The sequence below is a fragment of the Kribbella endophytica genome (genome assembly GCF_054781295.1).
Genome location: NZ_BAAGUR010000002.1, coordinates 638,586 through 658,526 on the forward strand (window position 1 = coordinate 638,586; position 19,941 = coordinate 658,526).

Consider the following 19,941-nt stretch of genomic DNA (forward strand, 5'->3'; position numbering starts at 1 on the left):
CCAGACCCTACTTCCACCAGCCGACACCCGCCCGGCGACGCCCTACCTACGGACTGCCGTCAGCCACTGCCCGGCGACGGTCTCCACCCACGCCGCCACGTCCGGCGCCGCCGGAATCCGGTAGAACGTGTACTCCAGGCACCCGTCGAGCACCTCGAGATGGTCGAAGTTGTGGTCCTGCGCGAACATCAGCACCTCGCCGGACACCCGGTGGAACAGTGTGAGGATCCCGCCGGCCTCTTCAGCCAGTACGCCGTACTCCGCCGGGTCGAACGGCAGCGTGAGCCCGTCCTGCTCCCACACCCAGGCTGCGTCGGCGACCAGCTCTGCCGCCACGGTGTCTGCCAGCTCAACCGTCAGCGCCCCGTTGTGGCTGGACATCCAGTTCTCGAGGTCGTTCCAGTAGTCGACGACTCCACCGGTCGCCCGCCAGAGGTCGTGCAGGACCTCGGGCACTGGAAGAGCCGGCGTCCCGATCGGCGGGGCGGGCGGAGCTGCAGGCGGTGGTGAAGGCTCGGCGCAGAGCCAGCCGGTGGTGGTGCCGTCGCTCAGGTCCCAGGCGAGGAGCTCGTGCGGCGCCCCGTTGAGGACGAGTGGGGTGACCCGGGCGGTCTGGAGCAGGTGGCTGAGCTGGGGGAGTGAGGGGACCGGCTGGCGGTCCCAGGGGTGGGGAGTGCCGAGCTCTACCGACTTGGTGGTGTGGGCCAGCCACGGGGACCCGGCCAGGGCGTGCTGCCAGTCGTTCAACTGACCTCGATGGTCAGGGTGTGGTGGCCGGTGAGGGTGGCTGGTACGGCGGTGGCTGGCTGGCCGTCCAGGTGGAGCTGGGCGGTGGTGCCTGTGCCGGTGAGGGTGAGGTCGAGGGTGGCGGCTCGGTAGGGGAGGCCGGTGAGGTGGAGGTCGCCGAGGCCTTCGGGGACCACCGGGGCGACCGTGATGCCCGAAGGGGTGAAGTGGAGGCCAAAGAGGGACTCGTGGATCAGGCGGAGGTACGCCGTGGCTGACCAGGTCTGGTGGGGGAGGGACTCCCACTGGTGGCCTACCTGCCAGCCGCCGTCGACGGCTCCGGTGGTGGCGTTGTAGAGCTCGAACAGCTCGTCGCCGGAGCCGTGGAAGAGCCGGGACAGGTCGTCGAGGGTCTGACCGAACACCTGTACGTCGCCGGCGGAGGCAGCCGCCGCGCCCCACAGGCCCATGACCATCGGCCAGCAGATCGCGTTGTGGCGCCCGGGGCGGGCGGCGTCGTACCGGGTGAAGTGCGGCCAGACGTTGACCATCCCGTACGGCTCGCGGTGCGCGCCCTCGAGGATCTGACGGGTGCGTGAAGGCCCGGCGATGCCGAAGTCGATGGCCAGCGCCAGCCCGGCGGTCTCCTGGTGGAGGTCGAGCCCGTCCGGGCCCAGGTAGTAGCCGTACAGGCCCCTCGGGGCATCCCAGAGGTGCAGGTTGATCGCGTCGGTCAGCACGTCGGCCCGGCGGTCGAACAACGGCTCGTCACCCAGCAGCGCCAGGCAGCGCAGCGCCCGGACGTACACCGCGTTGGTCGACAGGCACCGCAGCTCCGCCGTGCCCGGGTAGTCCAGCACGAACGACGACCCGACTTCCTCGTACGACGGAAGGCCGCTGATCCCGTCCTGCATCACCGCCGGCCCGGCGTACAGCCCGGTCGCCGGGTCGAACCGCTCCCGGTCGAGGATCGCCAGCGACGCCCGCCCGATCTCGTACGCCGTGGCGCCGAACTCCGTGTCGCCGGTGACCGCCACGTGCTGCCACGCGCCGATCACCCAGATGATCTGGTCCCACCACTGGTTGTCCTGGGCGACCACCCCGCGGTCCAGGTCGCAGACCTTCAGCAGCGTCGCGCGAGCCACGTCGGGCGTGAGCAGGCTGGCCGCGTTCCAGCAGTTGATCGCCGCGTCCCGGGTCCACGGGTCGTCGTAGCCACCGCCGGCCCGGACGAACCCGGCGGCGGTGACGTTGACGTCGAGCAGGTTGCGCAGCGCCGCGTCGTACAGCGCGCTCAGGCCGGCGGACCCCTCGAGACGAGGGCGCGGCGAGGACGCAGCCCGGTCCTCGGGGCGCGGGTCAGGCAAGCTCACCGGCAGTCAGCCGCTCAGACCGGCTTCTCGCCGCGGGCCACCATCGGCTTGGGCAGCCGCCAGCGCCGCATCTGCATGGTCCGCCGGACGGCGTAGAACCCGATCCCGCGGGTCCCCTCGTTCGGGAACTTCTTCGCGATCGCCCGCTTCAGCCCGCTCGACAGGAAGAACCAGTCGGCCGCGATGCACGCGATCATCACCAGGAACAGCAGGTTCACCAGCCCCGGCAGCCAGGTGAACACGCCCGAGAAGACCACGCCGAGCAGCGAGATCACCAGCAGCACCGGCAGCGCGAACTCCATCACCGACCAGCGGGCGTCGACGTAGTCGCGGGCGAACCGGCGGACCGGGCCCTTGTCGGCGGCCGGCAGGTACCGGTCGTCGCCGGTCTTCATCGCGTCCTGCATCTTGGCCCGCTCGGTGCGCATCTTCTCGCGCCGGTACGCCGAGGCCTCCTTGCGGTTGCGCGGCTTCTTCAGCGCGGCCTTGCGGGCCGACTCGGCCTCGCGCCGGGTCGGGGTCGGGCGGCCCTTGCCCCCGGTCTTGCCCTGGGGCTCCGCCGCGGCGGCATCGGACGGTGTCTCGGACTTGCTACGACGGAACACGGGAGCTGGACCTCATTCGGGCTGCGCTGTCGATCCCTCGGGGTCGTCCCCGGAGGATCTGGCCAGTTTATCGGGGCCGGTCCTGATGGTTTCGTGACCCATGGGGACATAGGGTGGATGACACGCACGCCGGGTCCACTCTCCGGCACAGAAGGGGTACGGATATCGATGAGCATCTTCAGGCGGATGTCGACGATCTTCAAGGCCAAGGCGAACACCGCCTTGGACAAGGCCGAGGATCCTCGCGAAACTCTTGACTACTCGTACCAGAAGCAGCTCGAACTGCTGCAGAAGGTACGCCGTGGTGTGGCCGACGTGGCCACCAGCCGGAAGCGGGTGGAGCTGCAGGCTTCGCAGCTGCAGGCCCAGTCGTCCAAGCTGCAGGAACAGGCGCAGAAGGCGCTCTCGATGAACCGGGAGGACCTCGCCCGCGAGGCCCTGACCCGTAAGTCGGGCCTGCAGGGCCAGATCGACGATCTGACCGCCCAGCACGCCCAGCTCCAGGGCGAGGAGGAGAAGCTCACCCTCGCCTCGCAGCGGCTCCAGGCCAAGGTGGAGTCCTTCCGCACCAAGAAGGAGACCATCAAGGCCACCTACACCGCGGCCGAGGCGCAGACCCGGATCAACGAGGCCTTCTCCGGCATCTCCGAGGAGATGAGCGACGTCGGTCTGGCGGTCCAGCGGGCCGAGGACAAGACCCAGCAGATGCAGGCCCGGGCCGGCGCGATCGACGAGCTGCTGGCCTCCGGCGCGCTCGACGACGCCTCCGGCACCAGCAAGGACAGCATCACGCTCGAGCTCGAGCGGATGTCGACGGGCTCGGACGTCGAGAGCGAGCTGGCCGCGATGAAGGCGCAGATCGGTGGCACCGAGGCGCCCAAGCAGCTGTCCCAGGATGCCCCCGGCGGGGCACAGCCGGCTCAGCAGCCGGTCCAGCAGGCCGAGCCGGTTCGACCGCAGGACGGAGACGTTCGATGATCGTTCGCATCATGGGTGAGGGGCAGTACAAGCTCGCCGACGAGAAGCTGGACCAGCTGAACTCGGTCGACGGCGACCTGGAGAAGGCCGTCTCGGCCGGCGACGAGGACGGTTTCAAGACCGCCTTCGCCGCGCTGCTGACGTTCGTCCGCGGCGGCGACCGGGTGCCCGACGACGAGCTGCACGACTCCGACGCGATCCTGCCGCCGGGTGACAGCACGCTGGCCGAGATGCGCGAACTGATCAGCGGCGACGGCCTGATCGCCGGCTGATCACTTAAAGTAGTCGTTTGAGAAACCCCCGGCCGGGATGGGCTGGGGGTTTTCGCGTGCTGGGCGCTCACAGCCCTTCCGGATTCCGGACCCAGGAAACCCGCAATGGCTACTGTCGGATACCGGTTTCGCGTAGTAATCTCTGGGCATCGCCGTTGTGGGGGCGGTGTTTTATCGGCAGTCCGTGACGGGGTGTGTTTTTGGTCGCGGGCGTCGATTCACCTGTGGGGGGTGGCTGTGCGTGACTGATTTTGTCGTGTCCGAAGGTCTGTCCGAACCAGTTGATCCACGGCTGGTCGTCGGCGATCGTCGCGGACCGGTGTGGCTGGTGCCGGCCGACGTGCCGGCCGTTGTGCCGCGCTCGGCGCGGTTCACGGAGGCCCGCTGGGTCGCGAAGTACCGCTGGGCAGCGCTCGGTGGCGACTTCGCGGTCGCACTGGTCGGCGCGTCGGCGGCTCTGGTCACGCGGTTCGGCGGCCAGATCAGCCTCGGCTACTTCGTGCTCGGCGCCGTCCTGCCGATCGCCTGGCTGGTCTGTGTGGCCCTGGAGCGCGGGTACGAGAGCCGGTACTTCGGCACCGGGCCGGAAGAGTTCAGGTCGGTCCTGCGGGCCACGGTGGCGATGACCGCGCTGGTCGCGGTCACGTCGTACGCGACCAAGAGCAACGTGGCGCGAGGGTTCGTCGTGGTCGCGGTACCGCTGACCTGTCTGGGTGCGATGGTGCTCCGCTGGGCACTGCACCGAGCCATCGCGAACCGTCGCTTCGTCGGCCGCTGCATGCGGCGGGTCCTGGTCGTCGGGCACGACGAGCAGGTGGTGACGCTGAGGCGGCACCTGGAGGAGCGGCCGGCCGACGGCTACGTCGTCGTCGCGACCTGCCTGCCGCGCGGCGGCACCAAGCGGGAGCCGAACCCGGAGTCGGAGCGGCTGGGCCGCACGGAGGTCGACATCCTCGCCGCGGTGGACCTGTACGGCGTCGACGTGGTGGCCGTGGCCGCCGATCCGGAGCTGGCCGGGCACTCGCTGCGCCGGCTGTCCTGGGCGCTCGAGCAGCGCGGTGTCGAGCTGATCGTGTCGCCGGGGATCGTCGAGGTGGCCGGACCGCGGATCTCGATCCGGCCGGTCGCCGGACTGTCCCTGCTGCACCTGGAGCGGCCGTCGGTGAGTGGCGGGCCGCACCTGCTGAAGAACATCTTCGACCGGGTGGTCGGCGGGGGACTGTTGCTGATGGCAACTCCGCTGCTGCTGATCACCGCCGTGGGGGTGAAGCTGACCAGCCGTGGCCCGGTCCTGTTCCGTCAGACCCGGGTCGGCCGGTCCGGCGTCGAGTTCACGATGCTGAAGTTCCGGACCATGGGGATCGACGCCGAGGACCGCAAAGCGGAGTTCCATGCGGTGGACGACGGCAACGGAGTGCTCTTCAAGCTCCGCAACGATCCGCGGGTGACCAAGGTCGGCCGCCACCTGCGGCGGTTCTCGCTGGACGAGCTGCCGCAGCTGGTGAACGTTCTCCGGGGGGAGATGTCGCTGGTCGGGCCCCGTCCGCCGTTGCCGGCCGAGGTGGCCCGGTACGCCATCGACGACGCGCGGCGGATGCTCGTGAAACCCGGCCTGACCGGCCTGTGGCAGGTCAGCGGGCGCAGCGATCTGACGTGGGAGGAGTCCATGCGACTCGACCTGCGGTACGCCGACAACTGGTCCATCGCCTTGGACCTGCTCATTTTGTGGAAGACCGTGCGCGCCGTCGTCGGCAGCGCGGGCGCCTACTGATCCGTCGCTCAGCGGCGGGTCGTCAGCGACGCCTTCGAACAGCCGGACGGCGTCGAGCACAGAAGTGTTCCCGAGGGGGGAATCCATGCCGTACCTCAGTGCGCCGGGCGACATCGACGAGAAGGAGTCGACCGCCCGGTCCGAGACCGCACACCTGGTCGGCCTGGCCGCCCAGGGCGACCAGGTCGCCTGGAGCCGGGTGGTCGATCAGTACGCCCGGCTCGTGTGGGCCGTCACTCGCAGCTTCCGGCTCACCGACAGCGACGCGTCCGACGTCTCGCAGGTGGTCTGGCTACGGTTGCTGGAACACATCGACCGGGTCGACCCGGTCCGGGTCGGCGCCTGGCTGGTCGTCACCACCCGCCGCGAATGCCTGCGGGTGCTGGCGTTCCGCAAGCGGGTGCTGCTGACCTACGAGCCGGACGCCTTCGACGTCGCCGCCGGTGACCAGCCCGAGCCCGACGCCGACCTGCTCGCCGACGAGCGGGCGGTCGATGTCCGGCGGGCGCTGGAGAGCCTGCCGGAACGGTGGCAGCAGATGCTCGCCATGCTGATGGCCGATCCGCCCGCGCCGTACGCGCGAATCTCCGAGGCGCTGGACATCCCGATCGGCAGCATCGGGCCCATTCGTGGCCGCTGCCTGGACAAGCTCAGGGTGCTGCTCGCGTCCTGAGCTGCGGCTGGGCCAACGACCTGGGCACCCCCCGCCCAGAGCCGGCGGCCGGTCCCGGTAGCTGGATCAGAGCATGATCCACGCGGTCCGGACCGGTCGCCGTGCGGTGCCCGGCCACCGGAGCAGGAAACTGACCAGCCGTTGCGCCTCGGGACTGTCGCCGTCCGAGGCGCGCGCCTCGACCGCGACCGGCCCGGACGGGTGCAGCCGCAGGTTCACGGTCAGGTGTTCGTGGCCGTGCACCTCGACGTCCAGGGTCCAGTTCAGGTCGGCGAACCGCAGCCGGCGTGCCGGGTCCGTCCGCTCGTCCAGCGGATCCACGAGACTGTCGTACACCAGGTCCAGCACCTCGAGGTCGCGTTCGTGCCTGGCGAACGCCGCGTACCCGGCCGAGCGCAGCAGCTCCAGCTGCTTCCCGGCACTGCGCTCTGATCGCCAGCTCATGGCTGTCAGCGAATCCCTTGGACCTTGATCACGCTGTCGCGGTCCTGGACGTACGGCGCGCCCTGCCAGGCGGCCCAGTTCACCCGGTTGCCCTGCTCGTGCACGATGAAGTTCCACGGGCCGCGATAGGTGTTGGCGTAGAACCGGTTCTTCTGGTCGAAGGTGATCGCGTCCTGGATGGCCCGCTCCTTGTACGGCGACCAGGTGGGGAACGTGCCCCAGTTGGAGAACAGGCCGTTGAAGCCGCAGCCGGTGCGGGAGGCGCAGGACTTGCCGATCTTGTCGGGGTCGAGCGAGAACGTGTTGTCGTGCACGACCACGTTCTGGGTCTTCCACCGGCAGTCGCCGAGGTAGGGCTGGCGGCCGATGGTGGTCGCGTTGCAGGTCTTGCTGGTGACCGTCGACGGGTTCACCAGGGTGCCCGAGCCGGTGCTGGTGTTGGCCGGCGAACCGGCGAACCGGTCCGCGTTCTCCCACAGGATCACGCCGGCCCAGTTGTCGGTGAACACGTTGCCGGCGATCTCGAACGTCTCGTTGAACGGCCCGGCCACCCGCAGGTCGCTGCCGGACTCCGAGATGTACACCGCCGAGGTCGGGAAGCCGCCGTTGCCCGGGCCCTTGGCCAGACCGTTGCGGACGAAGGTGTTGCCGCGGATGCTCGCGTTGTAGCTGGTCTCGTAGATGATGCCTTCGGCGCTGTTGTCGGAGAAGTAGTTGCCCTCGATCCTGAAGCCGGCGTTGTTGGTGTCGGCCCACAGGCCGGCGCTGCGGTTGTGGTGCACCCAGTTGCCGCGCACCACCGCGCCCGTCACCTCCCAGAACTTGCCGCCGCCGGTGCAGCCGCAGCCGGGCTTGAGGGTTTCCCAGTCGTCGGTGTTGTTGCCGGCGATCTCGTTGTTCTCGATCGTGATGTCGGTGACCTTCTCGGGGTTGTAGGCGTTGAAGCCGTACTGCCCGTTCTCCAGCAGGCAGTTGCCGCGGATCAGGCTGCGGCTGCCGACCATCACCGCGGCGCCGGCGTTGTGGCGGATCGTGTTGGCCTCGATCGTCCAGCCGGTGGCGCTGTTGTGGTTCACCACGCCTTCGTCGTTGTTCGACTTCACGGCACCGAAGTTCTGGATGGTGAGGTACTTGATGGTCACGCCGTCGACGTAGCCGGTGAAGGCGTAGCGGTTGTCCCGCCGGCCGTCGAGCACGGCGCCCGGCGCGCCGAGGTAGGTGTTGCCCTTCTTGGGAATCACCTGGCTGTACGGGCCGGCCCCCAGCGTGTGCGTGCCGGGGGCGAGCCAGAAAGTGGTCCCGGCCGGGTTGGCCTTGGTGAGGTCGTTGAGGCTCTGCTGGGTGTTGACGGTGACCGCGCCCGCCGGAGCGGTCGCCGGTCCGGACAACGCCGCGGCGGTACCGCAGATCCGGGCCTTCGGCGTGGCGGGGGCAGTGACCGGAAGCGCCGGCGCCGGCTGGTTCGAGTCGACCGGCGGCTGGCCAACGGCCGGCTCGTCGTCTGCGGCGGAGACCGCCACCAGCACGCCGGCGATCAGGGCCACGCCCGCGGCGATCGGCAGGACACGGCGGAGGTACCACGCGGATCCACGGCCGGTGGACCGGGACGAATCGCGTTGTTCCATGACACTTCCTTCGGGGGCAAGGTTCCTGGCTAGTGCGGAGCGCGGAGCGGCCGGTCGATGGCGGACCGGTAGATGTCGAGCAGTTGCCCGACGTTGTGCTGCGGGTCGTGCCGTGACTCGTACGTCGCCCGGGCGCGGCGGCCGTACTCCTGGTAGCGCTCGGGATCGGCGTCGACGTCGAGCAGCAGTTTCGCCAGCGCGTCCGGCTGTCCCGGTCCGAACAGCGCGCCGTCGACGCCGTCCGTGATCAGCTCAGGGAACGATCCGTGCCCGGCGGCCAGCGGTGGCACCCCGACGGCCATCGCCTCCACCACCACGAGACCGAACGTCTCCTCCCACTCCGACGGCAGCACCACCGCACGGGACCGGGCGATCAGCTCGAAGCACTGCTGCTTGGTCAGCTGCCCGGTGAGCTCGACCGACGGCCGGTCCGCGGCCCAGGCCGCCACTTGGGCGTGGTGCGGACCACCACCGGCGACGACCAGCCGCAGCGCGTTGTCGCCGGCCTGCGCGCGGTAGGCGTCCCAGCCCCTCATCAGCAGCGACGACCCCTTCGGTGCGTCCAGCCGGCCGACGTAGGCCACCTGTCGTTGCCGGTCGCCGCCGACCGGACCGTCGTACGGGACGAGGTTGGGCTTGACGTAGGTCCGTTCCGGTGCGAATCCCATCGCCGCGAGCAGCAGGCGCTGGGAGTCGGAGATGAAGATGTACGCCGACACCAGGTCGCGCCAGCTGCGGCGGTGTGCGCGGGCCGCGAGAACCGTCGGTCCGGTCGCGAGGACCGAGCCGCGGTAGCAGCGGTGGACGAGCGCGGGGAGCGGGTTCCCGCCAGCGCAGTCGTGGCAGACGTTGCCGTCGCGGAAGAAGTCGCCACTGGCGCAGAGCAGCTTGTAGTTGTGCAGCGTCGCGACCACGGGCACGTTCGCGTCCCGGCACGCGTACAGCACCGACGGGCTCAGCAGCGGGAAGGTGTTGTGGACGTGCACGACGTCGGGCCTGACCCGGGCCAGCGTCGCGCCGAGATCCCGCTTGCTGGTGGGGTTCCACACGACACGGGCGGGCAGGGTCGCCTTCTGCAGGGCCGGCCAGGCCTCGATCTCGTCGCTGAGGCGGCCGAAGGTCTCGACCTCGTGGCCGAGGGCGGCCAGCGCCTCGCCCTCCTGCTCGACGACCCGGTTCTCTCCGCTCGGCGCGGTCGACCGGTAGGTGTTGTGCACGAGCAGGATCTTCATCGCACTCCTTTGCGGGAGGTACTTCCGGAGTACACCAGCGACGCGGCCAGCGTCAGCTCGAGCAGGTACGGCGACGCGTCGCTGAGGCCGCTCTCGGTGAAGGAGGCGACGATGCAGTACGCGACGAGGAACAACGCTAGGGCCCGGCGTGGACCGTCGGGCTGGAACCAGGCGGCGGTCAGCAGGAGCAGCAGCATGGCCACGATGATCGCCACCCCGGCCAACCCGATGTCGTAGTACGTGCCCAGCCAGTTGCTGTCGATCGGCAGCCCGTTGAAGGACTTGTTCGACAGGCCGAGGCCGAAGACCGTCTCGAAGGTGGAGCGTGGTTCGGCCAGGATGGACTCCCAGACCGCCCGGCGGCCGGTCAGCGCGGAGATGTCCTCGGTGTCCTGGCCGCGGGCGAGCCAGGTGGTCACCACCGAGCCCAGGGTGAGCGCTCCGAGGGTGAAGAAGGCGGCGCCGATCGCGAACGACTTGCGAACCCGCGACCGGGTGGTGAACAGGCTCAGTCCGGCGATCACGATGCCGGCCAGCACAGCGATCAGAGCGGTGCGGGTGTGGGTCAGCAGCAGGACCGGCACCGCCAGCAGCACGCTGATCAGCGCCAGTTCGCGCCGCAGGAGACCGGACAGCCACAGCACTGTGGTCAGACCGGTGACCACAGCGGCGTAGTGGCCGACCTGCGTGGGCGGGATGGGCCACAGGGCTCCGCCGAGCCGGTCGTCGGTCAGAGCAACACCGGGAGCGGCGAGCAGGCCGAGCAGGACGGAGCCGAGGATGACCCACAAGAACAGGAGGTGCGTTCGCAGCAGCAGCAGGTCCCGCCGGGTCCACCACGGCGTCAGCAGCCACAGCACCGCGACGAAGAGCAGCAGCCGGGCCGCCCGGAAGAGCGCGCCGAACAGGAACTCGGCCCCGATGCTGGCAAGCAGCGACTCCGCCGCCAGCAGTGCCAGCAGGAAGACGAAGACGCTGGGCCGGATCCGGGCCGGCCGGTTCGCGCTGAGCGCCAGCATCAGGGCCATTCCCAGTGAGGCCTGGGTGACCAGCTTGCCGACGATGCCCGGGATCGGCAGGATGTGCGGCGCGCCGGGGAAGAACGTCAGGACGTTCAGCACCAGCAGTCCCCAGGAGGCCTGAACCCGTCGGCGCCGCCGGTGTTCCGGCGAGACGATCCGCCGGCCACCGTGGTCGCCCGCGAGCCGTGAGCCGATCGTGGTGATCGTGCTCATCGGGTGAACATCTCCAGGTCGGTGTCCGGCCCACCGGTGGTCTCCACGACGCCGACGCCCTCGTCGGTGCGGTCCGCGTTCAGCACCACGGCCGTGTCGATCGACAGACCGGCCAGCCGCAGCATGTCCCCGGTGGCGTGGATCTTGGTGGCCGTGGAGCGTCCCGCGGTCACCACGACCGCGACCCGGGAGGCCCAGGTGGCCAGGTGGTCCGCGCCCAGCATCGGCGTCAGGGTGGAGAGCGTGAGCACCAGTCCGGCGGCATCCCAGGAGGCGTCGAGGGCGATGTCGCCTGAGCCGGTGGACCGGCCCTCGTCGTTCAGCCGGAGGTGGCAGCCCTGCGCCGGCCCGCCGTCGGGATCGGGGAGATACACGTCGATGCGGTGGCGGAGCTGACTGAATCGCGACTCGTGAGTGCCCGTGGTCGTGACGCCCAGAAGACCTGCGAGAACGCCTGTGCCGGTCAGGTCCGCGACCAGGACCTGCTTGCCCTCCGCCGCCACCGACACGGCCAGAGACGCCGTCGCGAGAGCGCAGGCCTGCACGTCGTCCACGCTGACCACGGCGAGAGTGGGGGTCGCGGACTTCGGCCAGGTGATCTGCTGCCGCAGGTGCTGGACCAGTTGACGGATCTCGGGGTGCTGACGCTGCGACGTGCGCAGGTACCGGGGGAACGGCCACCAGCGCAGGCGCGGTGGTCGACCGGTACTGAGCCGGATCCGGGATGCGAGGGACCGGGCGATGTCCTGCCGCTTCCACAGCCGGTCGGACAGCAACGCCCGTACGACGACGAAGCCGAGACCGAGGAAGAGTCCGGCCAGCAGTCCCGTCGCGGCGCTGATCGCGAGCGTCCTCTTCATCGAGGACGGCACGGGGGCGGCCTGGTCGAGCAGCCGGCTGCTGTTCATCCGGGAGGCCTGGACCTCGTGGTCGACCAGTTGATTCCGGATGTACTCGAACCTTGCGCGCGCGGTGCCCAGTGCGACGGCCTGCGGACTGTTGGGTGACTTGAGATCGCTAGGGTCGTCGCCGGCGTTCCGGACCGCCGACTCGGCCTGCCTGACGTCCGCTTGCGCAGTGACCAGATCCTGACGCAAGGGAGCGTCCACCTGTGCGATCTGCTCCTTGCGGAAGGTCAGATAGGTCTGCGCCAGGACGGTGGCCAGTTTGGTGGCCTGCTCACTGGTGTCCGCTGCCACGGTGATCTCGAGCACGCGGTCGGTCAGCGCGATCGCGGTGTACTGCTTGAGCAGATCGTCCGGAGTCTCGGTCAGGTCGAGCCGGTCGATCACGCGCTGCGCCACGGTGTGGGTGGTCACCAGACTCACGTCGGTGGCCGCCGCCCGCGCCGGGTCCTCGCCCTCGCGGTGGGTCAGGACCAAGCGGGCCGACGACACGTTGGGCGGTGGCAGCACCGAGGGCATCGCCAGTCCCGCGGCCAGTCCGGCGACCGCGAGGACGAGCCAGATCCGCAGGTGCCGCCGGACCGCGTCGCGGAGAAAGCGCAAGGTGACCAGGCTGTCCGGCGGGAACGCGGTGGACCGCTCGTCGGCGAACAGGTCGTCGTCGTCGTCCCAGGAGGACGCCGCACGCGAGGGCTCGGAGTACGGCTGGTTGCTCATCGGCTCGTCCTCTTCGCCGTTCCGCTGAGCAGCGTGGGCAGTCGCGCGCCGATCCGCCGGGTGGACGGCGAGACGCGGCCGATGGTGCGGTCGGTGGGAGAGGGGTCGGTCACGACGATGCCGTCGATGTCGCGGTCGTCCGCGGCGGCGGCCACCGCGAGCCGGGCCAGTTCCTCGGCTGTCACGCTGCCGGCCGACAGGGCGATGATCGTGGCAGTGGTGCGATCGGCCCCGGCCAGCTGCGGCGTGTCCCGGCCCACCACGACGACATGGATGCTGAGGGCAACCTTTCCGGGTGGCTCCTGGTGGTTGTCGACCACGATCGCGGTGGACAGGCCGAGCGAGGTGGCGAACGCGGCCAGCTGCGGACCGAGCGGCCGGGCCTTGTCGTCGCCGGCGAACGAGATCACGCTCAGCGAGACGTGCGGTCCGCCCTTCGCGTCCAGGCCGAGGTGGTGCAGCGTCTTGCGCAGGTTCCACGCCTCGACAGCTGTCGGCGTGTAGTGCTCGAGCAGGTTGGCCCAGTCCTCGACGTCCTTGGCCCGGTACGACGCGACCGAGGCGAGCACCGGCAGCCCGACGGCGTCCGCGATCTCGTCCCGCAGCCGCAGCCGGCGGTCACCGCGCACGGCGGCCAGCAGCCCGATGGAGCCGGCCACGGCACCGAGCAACGCGCCCAGCAGGCCGAAGGTCAGCAGATGGATCACCATGTTCCCGCCGCGTGCGGTCGTCGCTTCTTCCAGCACCCGAGCCCCCGTCTTCTTCCCCAGGTCGCCAGGCAGCTTCTGGTCGGTGGTGACGAAGACCAGATAGACCTCGGCGACGGCGTTCGCCAGTTGCGTCGCCTGCTGGGCCGACGTTCCCTGGGCGTCGATCTTGATCACGTCCTGGGTGACCGCGACGACGTCGACCCGGTCGCGGACCGCGTCGGTGTCCAGGGCCGGCGACAGGTTCTGCCCGGCGCTCTTCAGCACCGGCTCGCTGCCGGCGATGAACACCTGCGTCTCGATGCTCTGGGTGCCGGCCGCCTTCTCCGCGTCGGTCGCGGGCGGTGGTGGCAGGACCACGAGTGACGTGGCCGTGTGCATGGGCGGCTCCAGCAGCGCGTAGCCGATGCCCGCCAGCAGCCCCAGCGCTGCCACACCCGCGACCACGCGGCGATGCCGCTGGATCGCTCGCCAGGACTTCTTGACGTCCAGCTCCTGTGTGCTCACAGGCCCCTCCAGTAGAACGCCGTCGGTTGGTTCGCTGTAATAGAGGGCGCTGAACGGGAACTGATACAGCCGGCCGGTCAGCGACGGAAGTGGAACCGGCTGAGCAGGAGCGAATCGGGGTCCAGCCTGCCGCTGCCGACCAACGTCGTGCTTTCCACCCGGTGGCCGAACCGGGGCGAGTACCACCCGAGGATCGGAGCTGTCCGGCCGCGGTGCGCCGTCCAGCTGAGAGCCGGCGGCAGCTCGGCCGTCGCCGTACCGGTCGGCCAGCTCAGCCGAGCGATCGGTCCGTCGAGCTCGACGGACACCTCCGGCCCGAGATGCCAGGCCAGCCGGACAGCGGCTGTCACGTCCAGGTGGTCTTCGACCCGCAGGACGCCGGTGCGATGGTCCAGCACGACCGTACGGCGATGCGTGGCCGGTGGTCCCAAGGCCTGGTAGCCGTCGTGCTCGGCGCTCCAGGTCGACTCGTCGCCCTCGGCCGAGAACCGCTGCCCCTGGCCGTCCGCTCCCCGCAGCCAGAGGAAAGGCCCGCCCTGCACCGACTGTTCGGCGCCCGCGACCTCGACGGTGTTGTGCCCGATCGTCGAGCGGAAGTAGTTCCGCCAGGACTCCTCACCGTGGTAGCAGTACGTGCCCGGGTCGGCGAGGACGTCCGTTCCGCCGACCCGCACCTCCACCGACAGCGCGTCGGCATGGGCGTGCGCCGCGATCGAGAGGAACCCGTGGGGTCCCGCGTCGGCGCGGCACCAGATCTCCGGGCCCGGGTCGCGGCTGTGCAGGACGGTGATCCCCGCGTCGGCGAAGTGCTCCGGCCGATGGTCCGGCCGGTCAGGCGGGCGATGCTGCCCGACCAGCGAGCGGGCCAGTACGGCGACCGTGGTGTCCGCTGCCGGCGGCCACCACGAGGCGCGGCCGACCAGCGCGGACCCGAGCGAGAGGAAGGCCGACCAGTTCGTCAGGTCGGGGGGATCGAGCACCAGCACCTGACCCTCGTCGTCGTCGCCCTGGCGCGGTGGGCGCAAGGTCTCGTCGACGATCGCCGCCGCCACGTCGAGCATCCTGGTCAGCAGCGCCCAGGTCTCGTCCGGCAGCGGATGGCCGGCCGCGTCAGCCTCGACAGCGGCGTACAGACCGAGCTCGGCGACGAAGCGGTGGTAGTCGGTGGCCAGCTCGCGGTTGACCCCGGAGGGGAACGTGTTCGCGTCCAGCTGCCGCTCCAGCAACGTGGCCGCCTCCGTACGCCACCTGGTGCTTTCCGCGAACCAGGGAAACGCGCAGGCGGCGACGAGTTGACCGGCGGCCTCGGCGATCACGTGGTTGTTGGCGGAGGAACCCCGGCTGCGGAACGCGGCGAGGTACCGCTGGTGCCAGTGCAGCTGACGGATCGCGAGGTCGTTGCGCTCGAAGAGGTCTTCCACGCCCGCCCAGCCGGCCAGCAGCCGTCTGATCCAGGTCCAGCTGATCAGCCGCGTACCGACCTCGATTCCGCTGGTCCAGTGGATCCCCGACAGGAAGGGGTTCTGCCGCCACCAGTCGTTCAGCTGCTCCGCGACCCGGTCGGCGTAGCTGTCGTCGTGCGTGAGGTACCAGGCCGCTGCGAGCTGGGTCAGGTGATGGTGCCGCGACAGCTCCCAGACCTGCTTGACGTTTCCGACCAGGTCCTCCGAGCGGTGGTTCAGCCGGAACGCGTACTGCGCCGGATCGGACCGCAGGCCGGTGACCGGGTCGCGGAACCAGTCCGGCGAGCGCAGGTCCGTGCGGTCGATGCCCAGCACCTCCAGCTCACCGGCGAGGATCGCGTCGGCGGTGGAGATCACCGTCTTGCGGGCCTGTTCCGGTACGGCGTCCGCGGTGCCGGGCGGCAGGGTGGCGGCGAAGACCCGGCCCGGACCGCCGGGCAGCGGGCTGGTGAGCTCGTCGCCCGGGCGGACCTGCCGCGAGGCCCAGGTCGTACGGCGGACGTGGTCCCGGGTCCGCCACACCAGCTCGGTGGGCGACATCCGCCGCAGTCGCCGGACGTACCAGCCCACTGGCTGGCGGCTCACACCGTTCCCTGGCGGGGATGCCGGTCGATCGCCACCGGGCAACCGCCGGCAAGGCTCTGATCCACCGCGATGGTGGCCCGCGTGGTGGCGATCAGCGACTCGAACGAGATGGGCATCGGCGCGCCCGAGCGGACCGCCGACACGAACGCGGCCAGCTCGGCCCGCTGGCCCTTGTCGGTACCGCCGCGGGCCTTCTTCGTCACCGGCCGGCGGCCGGTCCACAAGGTCGCCTTCTGGAAGTTGTCCAGCCGGGCGTTACGGCCACCGCCGGTGATGTCGAGCGTCTCCTTCGGGAACCGCCCGTTGCCGCAGCTGAGGTAGCTGATGGTGCCGACCGAGCCGTTCTCGAAGCGCAGGTTCACCGTCACGTCACCGGCGTCGGGCCCGGGGACCGCGTAGACCTCGGTCGGCACACTGCCCAGCCACCACGACAGCGTGTCGATGAAGTGGCCGCCCTCGCCGGCGAACCGGGTGCCCTCCCGGTCCTGGTCCAGGTACCAGCTGGACGAGTCCAGCCGGCCGGCGTTGACCAGGTAGCGCAGGGCCGAGCCGCCGCCCGGCTCACCGAACCGGGTGCGCAGCCCGGTGAGCATCGGAGCGAAGCGGCGGTTGAAGCCGACCATCAGCCGGTCGTTGCCGACGGCATCGACCACCGCGACGATCCGGTCCACCTCGTCCTCGGTCAGCGCCAACGGCTTCTCCACGAACACGGTCTTGCCGAGCTCCAGCGCCCGGCAGGTCAGGTCGGCGTGGCTGCTGTGCCGGGTGACCACGAAGACGGCGTCGATCGAGTCGTCGTTCAGCACGGCGTCCGCGTCGGTCGAGACGCTCGCGAACCCGAACCTGCGTTGAGCGTTGGCCGCCGACAACGACTTGTTGGTGGCGACGTGCGCGAGCACGGCCTCCTCGTTCGCGGCCAGGTGCGGCAGCAGCATCGACGAGGCGTAGTTGCCCGCGCCGACGAAGCCGAGCCGCACCTTGCCCGGCGTACCGCCGGCCGGACGGCTGCGGGGCCGGCGGGTTGCCTGGGGCGCGGGCTGGGGGAGCGGGGTGGAGTCCGGGTACTCGAAGAGGAAGCCGACGCCGGGCAGGGCACCGGTGCTGAGCTGACCGTAGACGTCGGTCGCGTCCGCGATCGGGAAGATCCGTGCCACCAGCGACGCCACGTCGATCTGCTCGCGGGCGATCAGGTCGATGAAGCACTCGAGGTTGCGCCGCTCGGTCCAGCGGACGTACCCGGCCGGGTAGTCGATGCCCTCGAGCTCGTACCGGTCGTCGTAGCGGCCGGGACCGTAGGACCGGGAGAACCGGACGTCCAGCTCCTTGTCGTAGTAGGCATTCCACGGCAGGTCGAGCTTGGTCTTGCCGATGTCGACGATCCGGGCCCGGTCGCGGGCCAGCCGCGCCGCCACCTCGACCGGACCGTTCGACGAGCCACCGGCCGCCAGCAGGACGTGGTCGGCGCCGAGTCCGTTGCTCGCTCCGAGCAGCGCGCGTTCGAGCGTCGCGATCCCCGCGTCGTCGGCCGACGAGCAGGCGATCGCGCCGGCCTTCTCCGCCATCCGGCACCGGTCGTCGACGGTGTCGATGCCGAAGACCCGGACACCGGCCGCGACCAGCAGCCGCACCACGAGTTGGCCGACCAGGCCGAGCCCGATGACGACCGCGGTGTCGCCGAGCTGAACCTCCGACTGCCGGACGCCGTGCATCGCGATCGCACCGACGGTCGAGAAGGCGGCCTGCTCCGGCGGTACTCCGTCGGGCACCGGCACGCACAGGTTGGTCGGGATCCAGTTGTACTCCGCGTGCAGCGCGAACTCGTTGCCCGCGGCAGCGACCAGCTGGCCGACCGCGAACTCCTCGGCCCCGCGGCCGACCTCGACGACCTCCCCGCACAGCGAGTAGCCCAGCGGCGTGTAGGAGTCGAGCTTGTTCATCACCTTCTTGTAGGTGGTGACCGCGCCCTGCTGGACGACCGAGTCCAGCACCTTCTTCACCTGGTCCGGCCGGGCCCTGGCCTTGCCGAGCATCGACAGCCGGGCCTCGCCGACCTTCATCAGTTCGGTGCCGGTGGAGATCAGCGAGTAACGGGTCCGGACCAGCACCCCGCCCGGCGCGCAGGCCGGCGGTGGCACGTCCAGCACCGCGAGCTCGCCGGACTTGTAGTTCTGCGCAACCTGCTTCATCGTCGTCTCTCGCTCCGGTAAGAGGGTCATGTGCTGACTCCCAGCGCTCCGAGGTGGCGGCACCAGGTCTCCAGCGTCAGCAGCTGCCAGATCTGCTTGGAATAGTCCTCGCGGCCGGCCCGCTCGTCCGCGACCAGACGCGCCACCGCCTGCTGCTGGAGGAACCCGCTGCCGACCAGTTCGCCGTTCAGCAGCACGTCGTCCACCAGCTCGCGCAGGTCGTTGCCGATCCAGGCGCGCAGCGGTGCGCTGAACGACGCCTTCGGCCGGTAGATGATCTCCTTCGGCAACCAGGCCTCGGCCGCGCGCTTGAGCGCGAGCTTGCCCTGCCGCCCGTGGATCTTGTCCTGTCCCGGGATCGAGAACGCCGCGCGGACCACCTCCGGGTCGACGAACGGGGTCCGCACCTCGGTCGAGGCCGCCATGCTGGCGCGATCGGTGTAGGCGAGGTTCAGCCCGGGCAGGAACATCCGCGTGTCGGCCAGGCACATCCGGTTCACGTGGTCGTCGAGCGTGGTGTCGTGGTACAGGTCGCTGTGCTCGGCCAGCAGTTTCCCGACGTACGGTTCGAGGTCGGGGTTCAGCAGACCGGTCAGCTCGCCGGCGTCGTACATCGTGTAGCTGCGCCGGAACGCGGCTTCCTCAGGCAGGTCGGCGAAGGTGACGAACCGCTTGGCCCAGCGGGCGTAACGCAGTCCCCGGCCGTTCGCGGTGACCGGCAGCCGCCGGACCGCGGGGCCGACCATGCCGTTGCGTACGGCGCCCGGCAGTCGCTGGTAGCGAGCGCCCATCACGCACGCCAGGTGCTTGCGGTAGCCGCCGAACAGCTCGTCGGCCCCCATCCCGGACAGCAGGACCTTGACCCCGGCGTCGCGGGCCGCGTCGCACATCAGCAGCGTGTTGATCGCGGCCGGGTCACCGATCGGCTCGTCCAGGATGTCCACGATCCGGGGCAGCAGCTCCACCACGTCCGGCGCGATCTCGATCTCGTGCAGGTCGACGCCGTACCGCGCGGCCACCTTGCGGGCGTAGATCGCGTCGTCGGGCATCGCCTCGAGCCGCTGATCCTCGGCCCGGAAGGTGATCGTGTACGCGTCGATCCCGGGATCGCTGCGCTTGGCCAGCACGGTGACCAGGCTCGAGTCGAGGCCACCGCTGAGGAACGTCGACACGGGGACGTCGGCGACCAGGTGGGCCGCGACGGACTCCTCGATCACCTGGCGCAGGTCCGCGGGCGGGCCGGCGGCGGCCTCGGCGGCGACGTCGGCCACCCGCCAGTACGTCTCCTGCCGGCTGGTGCCGTCCGGCCGGAACTCCGCCCACGAGCCGGGCGGGAGTTTTTCGACACCCTCGATCGCACACCGCTGCTCGGGCAGCCAGTAGTAGAGCATCGACGCGATCATCGCACCGGGATCGGTGCGCAGCTCCGGTCCGACCGCGGCGACCAGCGCCTTCAGCTCGGAGGCGAAGATCACGCCGCCCTGGCGGCGCAGGAGGTAGAGCGGCTTGATGCCCATCGGGTCGCGGGCCAGGAACAGGCTGCCGGTCGCCTCGTCGAGCATCGCGAACGCGAACATGCCACGGAACCGGGGCAGCGCCGCCGGACCCCAGCGGCGCCAGGCCTCCAGCACGACCTCGGTGTCGGAGCTGGTCCGGAAGGTGGTTCCCGAGGCGGCCAGCTCGGCCCGCAGCTCCTTGTAGTTGTAGAGCTCGCCGTTGTAGCTGATCGTCAGCCCCTGCTGGGAGAACGGCTGGTCGGCCGCTCCCGACAGATCGATGATCGACAGCCGGCGATGCGCCAGGTACGCACTGATCCGGCCGTCCTCGACCTGGTGCACGCCGGTGGCGTCAGGCCCACGGTGGGCGATCCGGTCGCTCATCGTCTCGGCCAGCGCGCGGCCGTCGTGCTGCTGGTAGCAGCCGGCGATTCCACACAC

Annotated in this window: 16 protein-coding genes; 4 read left to right on the plus strand and 12 right to left on the minus strand. The window is 70.3% G+C overall.

Annotated features, from left to right (window positions below; translation table 11 throughout):
- Positions 1–42: 42 nt before the first annotated feature.
- Genes ACYVIO_RS21475 through ACYVIO_RS21485 form a run of 3 tightly spaced genes read right to left on the minus strand, consistent with a single transcriptional unit; the run spans position 43 to position 2,704 of the window.
- Positions 43–747, minus strand: a complete 705-nt coding sequence (locus ACYVIO_RS21475) for a hypothetical protein (protein ID WP_460652630.1) — start codon at positions 745–747, stop codon at positions 43–45.
- Positions 744–2,099 carry an MGH1-like glycoside hydrolase domain-containing protein gene (locus tag ACYVIO_RS21480; protein ID WP_460652631.1) on the minus strand — a complete coding sequence of 452 codons (1,356 nt, stop codon included), beginning with the start codon at positions 2,097–2,099 and terminating at the stop codon, positions 744–746. Before ACYVIO_RS21480 ends, ACYVIO_RS21475 begins: the two co-directional genes overlap by 4 nt.
- 14 nt (positions 2,100–2,113) lie before the next feature.
- Entirely contained in the window at positions 2,114–2,704 is a 591-nt protein-coding gene (locus tag ACYVIO_RS21485) for a DUF3043 domain-containing protein (protein WP_460652632.1), read from the minus strand.
- 168 nt (positions 2,705–2,872) lie between these two features.
- Between ACYVIO_RS21485 and ACYVIO_RS21490 the strand changes: the two genes are divergently transcribed.
- The 4 genes from ACYVIO_RS21490 to ACYVIO_RS21505 all read left to right on the plus strand — a co-directional run bounded on the left by ACYVIO_RS21490 (position 2,873) and on the right by ACYVIO_RS21505 (position 6,398).
- Positions 2,873–3,682, plus strand: coding sequence for a PspA/IM30 family protein (locus ACYVIO_RS21490; protein WP_460652633.1), 810 nt, complete (start codon positions 2,873–2,875; stop codon positions 3,680–3,682).
- Positions 3,679–3,954, plus strand: a complete 276-nt coding sequence (gene pspAA / locus ACYVIO_RS21495) for a PspA-associated protein PspAA (RefSeq protein ID WP_460652634.1) — start codon at positions 3,679–3,681, stop codon at positions 3,952–3,954. Before ACYVIO_RS21490 ends, pspAA begins: the two co-directional genes overlap by 4 nt.
- A gap of 241 nt (positions 3,955–4,195) precedes the next feature.
- Positions 4,196–5,725 carry a sugar transferase gene (locus ACYVIO_RS21500; RefSeq protein ID WP_460652635.1) on the plus strand — a complete coding sequence of 510 codons (1,530 nt, stop codon included), beginning with the start codon at positions 4,196–4,198 and terminating at the stop codon, positions 5,723–5,725.
- A gap of 85 nt (positions 5,726–5,810) precedes the next feature.
- Positions 5,811–6,398, plus strand: a complete 588-nt coding sequence (locus ACYVIO_RS21505; RefSeq protein ID WP_460652636.1) for an RNA polymerase sigma factor — start codon at positions 5,811–5,813, stop codon at positions 6,396–6,398.
- Between the two features lie 66 nt (positions 6,399–6,464).
- Here ACYVIO_RS21505 and ACYVIO_RS21510 read toward each other — a convergent pair whose 3' ends face one another.
- The 9 genes from ACYVIO_RS21510 to asnB all read right to left on the minus strand — a co-directional run bounded on the left by ACYVIO_RS21510 (position 6,465) and on the right by asnB (position 19,941).
- Positions 6,465–6,842, minus strand: a complete 378-nt coding sequence (locus ACYVIO_RS21510) for a hypothetical protein (protein ID WP_460652637.1) — start codon at positions 6,840–6,842, stop codon at positions 6,465–6,467.
- Positions 6,843–6,847: 5 nt separating this feature from the next.
- Positions 6,848–8,467, minus strand: a complete 1,620-nt coding sequence (locus tag ACYVIO_RS21515; RefSeq protein ID WP_460652638.1) for a right-handed parallel beta-helix repeat-containing protein — start codon at positions 8,465–8,467, stop codon at positions 6,848–6,850.
- Between the two features lie 29 nt (positions 8,468–8,496).
- Complete coding sequence (locus ACYVIO_RS21520) at positions 8,497–9,699, minus strand: glycosyltransferase (RefSeq protein WP_460652639.1); 1,203 nt, start codon at positions 9,697–9,699, stop codon at positions 8,497–8,499.
- Positions 9,696–10,934 carry a hypothetical protein gene (locus ACYVIO_RS21525; RefSeq protein WP_460652640.1) on the minus strand — a complete coding sequence of 413 codons (1,239 nt, stop codon included), beginning with the start codon at positions 10,932–10,934 and terminating at the stop codon, positions 9,696–9,698. The genes ACYVIO_RS21520 and ACYVIO_RS21525 overlap by 4 nt, the downstream gene beginning before the upstream one ends.
- The gene (locus tag ACYVIO_RS21530) at positions 10,931–12,556 is read right to left on the minus strand and encodes a hypothetical protein (protein WP_460652641.1); all 1,626 of its coding nucleotides are present in this window, start codon (positions 12,554–12,556) and stop codon (positions 10,931–10,933) included. The genes ACYVIO_RS21525 and ACYVIO_RS21530 overlap by 4 nt, the downstream gene beginning before the upstream one ends.
- Entirely contained in the window at positions 12,553–13,770 is a 1,218-nt protein-coding gene (locus tag ACYVIO_RS21535; RefSeq protein WP_460652642.1) for a Wzz/FepE/Etk N-terminal domain-containing protein, read from the minus strand. Before ACYVIO_RS21535 ends, ACYVIO_RS21530 begins: the two co-directional genes overlap by 4 nt.
- Positions 13,771–13,847: 77 nt before the next feature.
- Positions 13,848–15,818, minus strand: coding sequence for a heparinase II/III family protein (locus ACYVIO_RS21540; protein WP_460652643.1), 1,971 nt, complete (start codon positions 15,816–15,818; stop codon positions 13,848–13,850).
- The gene (locus ACYVIO_RS21545; protein ID WP_460652644.1) at positions 15,815–18,034 is read right to left on the minus strand and encodes a bi-domain-containing oxidoreductase; all 2,220 of its coding nucleotides are present in this window, start codon (positions 18,032–18,034) and stop codon (positions 15,815–15,817) included. The genes ACYVIO_RS21540 and ACYVIO_RS21545 overlap by 4 nt, the downstream gene beginning before the upstream one ends.
- Positions 18,031–19,941, minus strand: a complete 1,911-nt coding sequence (asnB, locus tag ACYVIO_RS21550) for an asparagine synthase (glutamine-hydrolyzing) (RefSeq protein WP_460652645.1) — start codon at positions 19,939–19,941, stop codon at positions 18,031–18,033. The genes ACYVIO_RS21545 and asnB overlap by 4 nt, the downstream gene beginning before the upstream one ends.

Coding starts and splice junctions, on each gene's coding strand:
- pspAA (WP_460652634.1), top strand. CDS start 3,679: ATGATCGTTCGCATCATGGGTGAGGGGCAGTACAAGCTCGCCGACGAG.
- ACYVIO_RS21530 (WP_460652641.1), bottom strand. CDS start 12,556: ATGAGCAACCAGCCGTACTCCGAGCCCTCGCGTGCGGCGTCCTCCTGG.
- ACYVIO_RS21510 (WP_460652637.1), bottom strand. CDS start 6,842: ATGAGCTGGCGATCAGAGCGCAGTGCCGGGAAGCAGCTGGAGCTGCTG.
- ACYVIO_RS21520 (WP_460652639.1), bottom strand. CDS start 9,699: ATGAAGATCCTGCTCGTGCACAACACCTACCGGTCGACCGCGCCGAGC.
- ACYVIO_RS21505 (WP_460652636.1), top strand. CDS start 5,811: ATGCCGTACCTCAGTGCGCCGGGCGACATCGACGAGAAGGAGTCGACC.
- ACYVIO_RS21490 (WP_460652633.1), top strand. CDS start 2,873: ATGAGCATCTTCAGGCGGATGTCGACGATCTTCAAGGCCAAGGCGAAC.
- ACYVIO_RS21545 (WP_460652644.1), bottom strand. CDS start 18,034: ATGACCCTCTTACCGGAGCGAGAGACGACGATGAAGCAGGTTGCGCAG.
- ACYVIO_RS21525 (WP_460652640.1), bottom strand. CDS start 10,934: ATGAGCACGATCACCACGATCGGCTCACGGCTCGCGGGCGACCACGGT.
- ACYVIO_RS21515 (WP_460652638.1), bottom strand. CDS start 8,467: ATGGAACAACGCGATTCGTCCCGGTCCACCGGCCGTGGATCCGCGTGG.